The sequence below is a fragment of the Micromonospora sp. NPDC049580 genome, from assembly GCF_040675595.1.
Taxonomy (GTDB): Bacteria; Actinomycetota; Actinomycetes; order Mycobacteriales; family Micromonosporaceae; genus Micromonospora.
The window spans coordinates 1-6,438 of record NZ_JBFAPG010000370.1 but is presented as its reverse complement, the minus strand read 5'-3'; the positions used below and the strand labels follow the sequence as shown (position 1 = coordinate 6,438).

Annotated in this window: 6 protein-coding genes; all 6 read left to right on the top strand. The window is 70.8% G+C overall.

Going from position 1 to position 6,438, the window contains the following annotated elements; all coding sequences use genetic code 11:
- Positions 1-2,077, top strand: a 2,077-nt coding sequence (locus AB0J68_RS24245; protein ID WP_363940549.1) for a hypothetical protein, incomplete at its 5' end; no start/stop codon positions are given.
- A 126-nt stretch (positions 2,078-2,203) separates the two neighbouring features.
- A complete protein-coding gene (gene dop, locus AB0J68_RS24240) occupies positions 2,204-3,721 on the top strand; it encodes a depupylase/deamidase Dop (protein ID WP_354863300.1) in 1,518 nt (505 codons plus the stop codon).
- Between the two features lie 104 nt (positions 3,722-3,825).
- Positions 3,826-4,041, top strand: a complete 216-nt coding sequence (locus AB0J68_RS24235; RefSeq protein ID WP_088948111.1) for a ubiquitin-like protein Pup — start codon at positions 3,826-3,828, stop codon at positions 4,039-4,041.
- A 6-nt stretch (positions 4,042-4,047) separates the two neighbouring features.
- Positions 4,048-4,719 (top strand): endonuclease VII domain-containing protein, encoded by a 672-nt coding sequence (locus tag AB0J68_RS24230; RefSeq protein ID WP_354862551.1) that lies wholly within the window; start codon positions 4,048-4,050, stop codon positions 4,717-4,719.
- Positions 4,638-5,477: a proteasome subunit beta gene (gene prcB / locus AB0J68_RS24225; protein WP_234581940.1), complete on the top strand. Its 840-nt coding sequence runs from the start codon at positions 4,638-4,640 to the stop codon at positions 5,475-5,477. Before AB0J68_RS24230 ends, prcB begins: the two co-directional genes overlap by 82 nt.
- A gap of 61 nt (positions 5,478-5,538) precedes the next feature.
- Entirely contained in the window at positions 5,539-6,369 is an 831-nt protein-coding gene (gene prcA / locus AB0J68_RS24220; RefSeq protein WP_354862553.1) for a proteasome subunit alpha, read from the top strand.
- Positions 6,370-6,438 lie beyond the last annotated feature (69 nt).

The following is a 6,438-nucleotide window of genomic DNA, read 5'->3' as shown; positions in this document are numbered from 1 at the left end:
GGACGCGTCGCGTCCCGGGCCCCGCCCGTACCACCGGCACGTCGCCGGCATCCCACACGAGCCCCACCTGACCCGGTACGCTGTGGCGCCCCCACCCTCCGACTTCCCGAGGATCCGCGTGCCGTCCGAGCTGACCGTCACCGACCCACCGGCACCTCCCGCGGTCAACCCGGACACCCCGCCGCCCGCCCGCCCCCACCGCCGGCTGCTCATCGCGCTGGCGGCAGCCTGGCTGGTTCCCGCGGTGGCGTACCCCCTGCACCTCGCCTGGCTGCTGCCCCCGCTCGTGCTGCTGGCCACCGCCAGCCTGCTGCGCGGCGGCCGCACCCTGCTCGACCGGCTCATGCTCGCTGTGCTGCTGCTCGTCGGCGCCACCACCATCGCCGGTCTGCTCTTCTCGGTCTGGCCCTGGGGTCTGCACCCCGTCGCGGTCACCGGCGCCGCGCTGACGGCACTCACTCTCATCGCGGCGGCCACCGGTAGACGTCCCACCCTGCCTCGCCCCGGCTGGACCGACCTGCTGCCGATCGTCGCCACCGTCGCCACCGTCGGCTACCTCACCCTGCCCTGGCTGCGCGCCTCCACCCTCGCCGGACGCCTCAGCCTGCTCGCCCTCGGCGAGGACAACTTCCGCCACGTCGCCCTCGTCGACGCCATCGGCCGGCACGGCGGGTACGTCTTCCTCGACCCGGCCGGTTCCCGGGACGACATCGTCTCGTTGCTCGTCCGCTATCCGCAGGGCTGGCATTTCACCACCGCGCTCCTCGACGCGCACCTGCGCTCGGCCACCGGCACTCCCAGCGGGGTCAGCAGCCTCACCCACTACGGATGGTGGTGCTTCGCCACCCTCGGCCTCCTCGTGCTCACGCTGTTCTGGGCCGCCCAGCGACTGTCCGGTCCGCAGCACCCGCTGCACCGGGTCGTCCTGACCATCGTCATCGGCGCCCTCGTCCTCGGCAGCCAACTGCCCCGCCTGCTGATCGCCGGCTACCCCAGCGAGGTGCTCGGGCTCGCCCTCGCCGTCGGGCTGACCGCGCTTGTCGTACGCCCCCTCGCCGGCAACCGGGAACAACTCGTCCTGCTCGGGGCCCTGCTCACCGGAATCGGCTTCACCTACTACCTGTACCTCCCCCCGGCCGGGCTGCTCGTGCTCGGCTGGCTCATCGCGCACCGCCGCGAGCTGACCCAGGTCCGCCGTACGCTGCTCGGCGTCGGCCTGCTCACCGCGCTTCTCGCCCCGCTGCCCCTGCTGCTCGGCATCCTCGGCGCCGGCCAGACCGAAGCGCTCGACGCGAAAGCCGGCCCGGAACTCGCCGAGGCGTGGCACGCCCTGCTCGGCCTCACCCCGATCGTGCTGATCGGCCTGGTGATCCAGGCCCGCCGCGCCGACCGCGCCTGGCGCCGTCACCTCGCGGCCGTGCTGGTGGCCGTCGGGTTCGCCCTCGCCATCGCCCTGGCCAACATCGTCGCCGGCGTCCAGCCCGCCTACTACTTCATGAAGGGCACACACCTCGCCCTCGTCGGACTGATCGTCGGCACCGCCGCCCTGGTCCGGCTGCTGCCCGTCCCGTCCGGCGGCGAGCGCGGTGTCCGCGCCGCCGCGATCCCCGCGCTCGCCGCCGCCCTGGCCGTGCTCACCGTCGTGACCCTCTGCGGGCTCACCGGTTGGCGCGGCAGCGTGCTCGTGGTCGACAAGCAGAGCTGGACCCAGCTGTGGGTCCGGCACAGCGTCGACAAACCGTCGAGAGTGGCCCAGGTCTGCGCCGCCGCGTACCGCCGTCATCCCGTCCAACCGGGCACCGTCACCGTCGTGCTGGACCGGGGCGGCTACCGCGGCTACGTCGAGTCGATCTGCCTCTCCGCTCTGCAGGGCACCACCGCGCAGACGGAAGGGGCCATCTATCTGCCGATGTTCGAGGAACCGGAGCGCACCCGCAAGATCCTGCGCGGCGCGCGCGGCCCGATCCGGCTGCTGATCAGCGACCCGTCCGCGCAGCGACGCGTCGACAAGCTGCTGACCAGGTATCCCGAGCTGCGCCCCCGGGTCACCACCGTGCCAATGATCATCAAGTACTGAACGCGGCGGGCGGGCCACGGGCCGACACCCGTAACCCGCCCACGCCGCCGTGCCCCCGTCCCCGAACAGTCGGACTACGCTCGACGTGACGGGGGACCGGGTCGGGCGAGCGAAGCGGGTAGGTCGATGAGCGTAAGACGGATCATGGGCACCGAGGTCGAGTACGGCATCTCCGTGCCCGGCCAGGCCGGAGCCAACCCGATGGTCACCTCGTCCCAGGTGGTCAACGCCTACGGGGCCCGGCCCGAGCTCAACCGGGGCGGGCGTGCCCGCTGGGACTACGAGGAGGAGTCGCCGCTGCGCGACGCCCGCGGCTTCACGTACTCCGGGGCCGCGTACGACCCCGCCGAGGCTCTCGCCGACGAGGACCTCGGCCTGGCCAACGTGATACTCACCAACGGCGCACGCCTCTACGTGGACCACGCCCACCCCGAATACTCCACACCCGAGGTCACCACCCCCCGCGACATCGTGCGCTGGGACAAGGCCGGCGAGCGGGTCATGGCCGAGGCGTCCCGCCGGGCCGCCACCATCCCCGGCAGCCAGCCGATCCACCTCTACAAGAACAACACCGACAACAAGGGCGCCAGCTACGGCGCCCACGAGAACTACCTGATGCGCCGGCAGACCCCGTTCGCCGACATCGTGGCGTACCTGACGCCGTTCTTCGTGACCCGGCAGATCGTCTGCGGCGCCGGCCGCGTCGGCATCGGGCAGGACGGCGGGCAGAGCGGCTTCCAGATCTCGCAGCGCGCCGACTTCTTCGAGGTCGAGGTCGGCCTGGAAACCACCCTCAAACGGCCGATCATCAACACCCGCGACGAGCCGCACGCCGACGCCGACAAGTACCGCCGGCTGCACGTCATCATCGGCGACGCCAACCTCTCCGAGATCTCCACCTACCTCAAGGTGGGCACCACCGCGCTGATCCTCACCATGATCGAGGAGAAGGCGCTCGGCCCCGACCTCGGCATCGCCGACCCGGTCAGCGAACTGCGCGCGGTCAGCCACGACCCCTCGCTCACGCACCTCATGAGGCTGCGCGACGGCCGCCGGCTGACCGCCCTGGACGTGCAGTGGGCGTACCTGGAGCGGGTGCGGTCCTTTGTCGACGACCGCTACGGCACCGACGTCGACGAGCAGACCGCCGACGTGCTGGACCGCTGGGAGGACGTGCTGGACCGGCTCGGCCGCGACCCGATGCTCTGCGCCGACGAACTGGACTGGGTGGCCAAGCTGCGGCTGCTGGAGGGCTACCGGGAGCGGGAGAAGCTCGGCTGGGGCTCGCACAAGCTCCAGCTCGTCGACCTGCAGTACTCCGACGTACGCCCGGAGAAGGGCCTCTACAACCGGCTGGTCTCCCGCGGGGCGATGAAGACGCTGCTCACCGACGAGGAGACCCGCAGCGCCATGACCGAGCCCCCGGAGGACACCCGGGCCTACTTCCGTGGCCGCTGCCTCGCCCAGTACGCCTCCGAGGTGGTCGCCGCGAGCTGGGACTCGGTGATCTTCGACGTGGGCCGCGAGTCGCTGGTCCGGGTGCCGATGATGGAGCCGGAGCGGGGCACCCGCGCCCACGTCGGCGCCCTGTTCGACCGCTGCGCCAGCGCCAAGGACCTCCTGGAGACGCTGACCGGCGGCTGAACGCGGCGCCGATTGCCCGCTGTGCGCCGCAAGCCGGCGCGCAGCGGGCTTTTCGTCGTCCGAGCGAGGTAAGTTCATCGCAGACGATCGTGGAGGAGGCAGCAATGGCCACTCATGACAGCGGCGGCCAGTCGCAGTCCGGCAAGTCCCGCCAGGGCGAGGAGATCGAGGACGTCACCACGGAGGCCAACCCCGAGGTGGCTGAGCGGCACGCCGAGATCACCGAGGACGTCGACGACCTGCTCGACGAGATCGACTCCGTCCTCGAAGAAAACGCAGAGGAATTCGTGAGGGGCTATGTACAGAAAGGAGGTGAATGATACCATATGTCCGATTCGCCGGACGGTGCCGAGAAGGCATGTCCGCAGTGCAAGAGAGTGCTGGCCAGCACTGAGTTCCACCGTGACCGGCGGAGGAAGGACGGGCTGGCCTTCTACTGCAAGGTCTGCGCCGCCGCACGGTCGGAGGCAAGCCGTCGCAAGCGCGGTATTGCTCCGCAGCGGAGATCACCCAGGCCCGTCGGCGAAGGCCTCAAGTGGTGTCCGGACTGTGAGCAGATCAAGCCCCTGAACGACTTTCCCACCACCTCGACCAAGGCCAGTGGTCGGCACAGCTACTGCAAACCCTGCCACAACGCCCGTGGCAAAGAGACGGCGCAACGACTCTACGGCGGCACACGCGAGTACCACCTCCAGCGGCGCTACGGCGTGGGGGAGAAGGAGTTTCAGGAGCTCCTGGCCGAGCAGGGCGGGGTCTGCGCGATCTGTGGCGGCGCGGACCCGCAACATCTGGACCACGATCATCGCACCGGGTGGGTGCGCGGGATACTCTGCTTCAACTGCAACGGTGGTCTTGGCCAGTTCCGTGACAGTCCTACGAGGCTGGCCAGGGCGATCACGTACCTGAGAGGAACCACGTGGCAGCGGGCTTTGATCCATCCGGGCGTCTACCAGATGTGTTCACCAACGCGGGGACGTCCTCCTTCACCACGTTTCTGAGCCGGGTGGCGCCCGAGATGCTGCCCGGTCGTCGGCCGCTGCCGCCGGGCATGGCCGCCGACCTGGCGCCGCACGCGACCACCATCGTGGCGATCTCGGCCGCCGGTGGCGTGGTGATGGCCGGCGACCGACGGGCCACCATGGGCAACCTGATCGCCCAGCGCGACATCGAGAAGGTGCACCCTGCCGACGCGTACTCGCTGGTCGGCATCGCGGGCACCGCGGGCATCGGCATCGAGCTGATGCGACTGTTCCAGGTGGAGCTGGAGCACTACGAGAAGATCGAGGGCGCGATGCTCTCGCTCGACGGCAAGGCCAACCGGCTGGCGTCGATGATCCGGGGCAACCTGGGCGCGGCCATGCAGGGCCTCGCCGTGGTGCCGCTGTTCGCCGGCTTCGACCTGGCCGCCGCCGACCCGGCTCGGGCGGGGCGGATCTTCAGCTTCGACGTGACGGGTGGCCCGTACGAGGAGACCGGGTACGACGCGATCGGCTCCGGCTCGCTCTTCGCGAAGTCGGCGCTGAAGAAGCGTTTCCGGGCGGGCCTGTCCGTGGACGACGCGACCCGGCTCGCGGTCGAGGCGCTCTACGACGCGGCCGACGACGACACCGCGACCGGCGGACCGGACCTGACCCGCCGGATCTATCCGGTGGTGATGACCGCTACCGCCGAGGGCACCCGCCGGTTGACCGACACCGAGACGGCGGCGATCGCCGAGGGTGTGGTCGCCGGCCGGATGGAGAACCCGGGCGGATGAGCCCCGTCCACCCCCACCAGTCCGCAGTCGTCAGCACAGCGCCGTAAGGAGAACCGCCGCCGTGGCCATGCAGTTCTACGCCTCGCCCGAACAGATCATGCGCGACCGCTCCGAGCTGGCCCGCAAGGGCATCGCTCGGGGGCGCAGCGCCGTGGTCCTGAGCTACTCCGGCGGGGTGCTCTTCGTCGCGGAGAACCTCTCCAGCGCCCTGCACAAGGTCAGCGAGATCTACGACCGGATCGGCTTCGCCGCCGTCGGTCGGTACAACGAGTTCGAGAACCTGCGCCGGGCCGGGGTGCGGATGGCCGATCTGAACGGCCTGAGCTACGACCGGCGTGACGTCACCGGGCGGGCGCTTGCCAACGCGTTCGCGCAGACGCTCGGCGCGATCTTCACCGAGCAGTCGAAGCCGTTCGAGGTGGAGATCTGCGTTGCGGAGGTCGGGGCGACTCCGGACGACGACGAGCTGTACCGGCTCACCTATGACGGGTCGGTCAACGACGAGCCGGGCCGGATGGCCATGGGTGGTCAGGCCGAGGCGATCACCGGTGTGCTGAAGTCGCAGCACCGGGCGGACATGTCCCTCGGTGAGGCGGCCCGGGTGGCGGTGCAGGCGTTGAGCACCGTCGGTGGTGAGGGCGGCGCGGCCCGCACGATCGCCGCGAACCAGCTCGAGGTTGCGGTGCTGGACCGCCAGCGGGTGGGTCGTACGTTCCGCCGGATCACGGGCGCGGCGCTGACGGCGCTGCTGGACGGCGATGTCGCGGCAGCGGAGGAGCCGGCCGAGGCGGGCGGGCCGGACACGCCGGCGCAGCCGACCACGGAGGCGCACAAGCCGACGACGTCGGCGGGCTCCGCAGACCTGGAGGACAAGCCGGCGGACGGCAAGTAGGACGGGTCATGTCGGTGGGGGGGCCGGTCCCCGGGCCCCCCCATATGAAGAGCACACGGGTGAAAACCC